At 47.2% G+C, this 2,995-nt stretch carries 1 protein-coding gene; it reads left to right on the top strand.

The window, feature by feature from the left end; genetic code table 11:
* A partial coding sequence (locus tag AC1DUA_RS31770; RefSeq protein ID WP_477503537.1) for a beta-N-acetylglucosaminidase domain-containing protein occupies positions 1 to 2,862 on the top strand: 2,862 nt, incomplete at its 5' end.
* Positions 2,863 to 2,995 lie beyond the last annotated feature (133 nt).

Here is a 2,995-nt window from a genome sequence, read left to right as displayed (position 1 = left end):
CCTAATGCTCAGGTAAACGTCTGGGTTGGCGGACCTTCAGAGAATACGGCTTCTGGCTCCGTTCTGCAAAGTTTGGGGACGACAGGACCTGAAGATTTACAAGATGACGGATACGTGCTGGCTTCAGGCATTGATCAAACAGGTCACAAAAATATTGTTCTTGCAGGTAAAAATCAAACTGGCACTTTCTACGCCGCTCAAACCCTGCGTCAGGTCATTACTTCGAAGGATTCCAGTTATTCGATCCCGGGACTTACGGTCAGAGATTGGCCGAAGATGAGTTGGCGCGGATCGATTGAAGGATTCTATGGCGATCCATGGTCGCATGAAGATCGTCTCAATCAACTGGACTTTTACGGGGAGCAGAAAATGAATATGTACATTTATGCGCCAAAAGATGATCCGTATCACCGGGATAAATGGCGCGATCCTTATCCAGCTGATAAAGTAGCACAGATTGGCGAGTTAATCGACAAAGCGAAGCAGGAGCACGTGGAGTTCGTATTCGCGATTTCTCCGGGTAACTCTGTGTGCTTTTCGGACAACACGGATTTCCAGGCTTTGACGGCAAAAGCGCAAGTGATGTGGGAGAAAGGCGTGCGTTCTTATGCGCTGTTTCTCGACGATATTAATAAAACATTGACATGTAACGCGGATAGAACCAAGTTCAACAGTGATGGCAACCCGCCAGCGGCTGCGCAAGCTTTTCTGCTCAATCGGCTCAAAACAGAATTTATCGACACCCATCCGGGAGCTCACCGCTTGATCACAGTTCCGACGGATTACGCCAATATTACGACAACGACGTATATCAACCGTTTTTCAGCGCTTGTTGATCCGAGTATTATCGTACAATGGACGGGGTCGGCAGTCGTGCCTGCAGGCATTTCCGCAGCAGATGCCGATAAAGCCAAAGCGATCTACAAACACGACCTGTTGATCTGGGATAACTACCCGGTTAATGATTATGCACGGGATAAAATTTACTTAGGTCCGCTGTATAATCGCGATGCCGGATTAGCCGACCATGGCATTATCGGCCTAACAGCGAATCCCATGAATGAAGCGGAAGCCTCCAAAATTGCGTTGTTTTCCATTGCAGATTATTTGTGGAACCCGCAGACGTATAATCCTGAAAACTCTTGGCTGCTTAGTGTAAAGAGACTTGGCGGTTCGGCTGCAGAAGCGTTAAAAACATTTGCCGAGAATCACTATTCGTCGCCTCTAAATGCGAAGGAATCGCTAACCTTGCATCCACTAATCGATAATCTTTGGACGGCATTTACGGGCAGTGGAAATATAACCGAAACTGCGAATCAATTAGTTTCCGAATTCACGAAGCTGCAGCAAACTCCCGGAATTCTGCGCAGCACATTAGGGAACGCGAACTTCATCTCTGAGACGAATCTTTATTTGAATAAGGACGAATTGTATGGAAAAGCAGGCGTAGAAGCTGCTCAAATGCTGCTTTCCCAGAAACGCAACAATAAGCAGCAGGCGGCAGCGCACAGAACGGCTCTGGATACGCTCAGAACGCAGATCAGTGCCATTACCCTGGTTAAGGCGAATCAAGTGTTTGAAGACTTTTTCACACGCGCCATCCGGGAAAATGACAATTGGCTAGGCGTTGTTCCGTCAACTCCTTTCCCGATTACGACAATGGGGACGTACCAGACGAATACGCCTGACAAAATGCTAGACGGAAATCTGAATACTTATTTCTGGAGCAATAGTAATCCAGCTGTAGGCGACGTGTTAGGTGTGGACTTAAATGAAGTGCGTAAAGTGACCAACGTGCAGGTATCCATGGGCAAGTCCGGCAGTTTGTCCGACTATATTCATCACGGAATACTTGAATATTCCGCAGACGGGGCGAATTGGACGCAGCTTGCCACTTTGGAAGAGCAATCGGAGATCAACGTTCCGGTTGATAGTCAAAAGGCACGCTTCGTTCGCATCAGGGTAACAAACACGCAAAATTTCTGGGTCATTGTCAGAGAATTCAAAGTAACATCTGAGGCGATACCCAAGGATCCYGCTGTCGTATTGGGGGGAGAAGATACCGCTGAGCCAGGGGAAACGTTTACGCTTCAGCTCGGGCTGGATCATGTGACACAAAACATATATGCGCAGGACATCTCTATGGCATACGACCCGAATGTAATGGAATTCGTCTCAGCGGAAACCATTCAGGACGGAGTTCAACTGCTGGGAACTGTGAAGAGTCCAACTGGTAAAGTTCGTTTGATCACGGCAAGCGAAGGCGCCGCACATGGTATTACGGGCAGCGCGCAACTGCTGAAACTCACTTTCAAAGCGAAACTTGTGACACAAGCGACGGAAGGGTTGATCACAGTTTCTGAAATGACTTTGGGCGATAGCCAGGGAATGGAAACAAAACTAGCATCATCCGCAATAGGCATACAAATCACGCTTCCTCCTGTTGATAAGTCGGGTTTGAACGATCTTGTTCGTGAAGCTCAGACGGCACATGATGCGGCCATAGAAGGCACGCAAAACGGGCAGTACCCGGCTAGAGCGAAACAGCTGCTTCAAGCAGCAATCGATGCGGCTAAACTTGTGGCGAACAATAGCAATGCGACACAAGAACAAGTAGCTGCAGCAGTCGCTGATTTGCAACAAGCTTTCAATACCTTTAAATCTTCCGTCATAACGCGAGACAACAGTGATATCAACAGCGATGGAAAAGTGAGTATTGGGGATCTTGCAATCGTGGCCTCCTTCTACGGCACAACATCGAGCAGTCCGAATTGGGCGCAAGCGAAAAAAGCCGACATCAATGGTGACAATGTAATTGACATCGAAGACTTGGCTGCACTTGCGACAAAAATCATAGAGTAAAGGAAGATTAGAATCTTTACTGAAGGGACACGAACTTAAAGGCTTATGGTTAAGTTCGTGTCTTCTTCTGGTTCTATTTTTACAAAAAGAATATAAAAAATGATTCCATATACTCACTCATTCAAGCATAAGA

This window comes from Paenibacillus sp. 01T422 (assembly GCF_056398785.1).
This window is presented reverse-complemented; position numbering and strand designations above follow the sequence as displayed.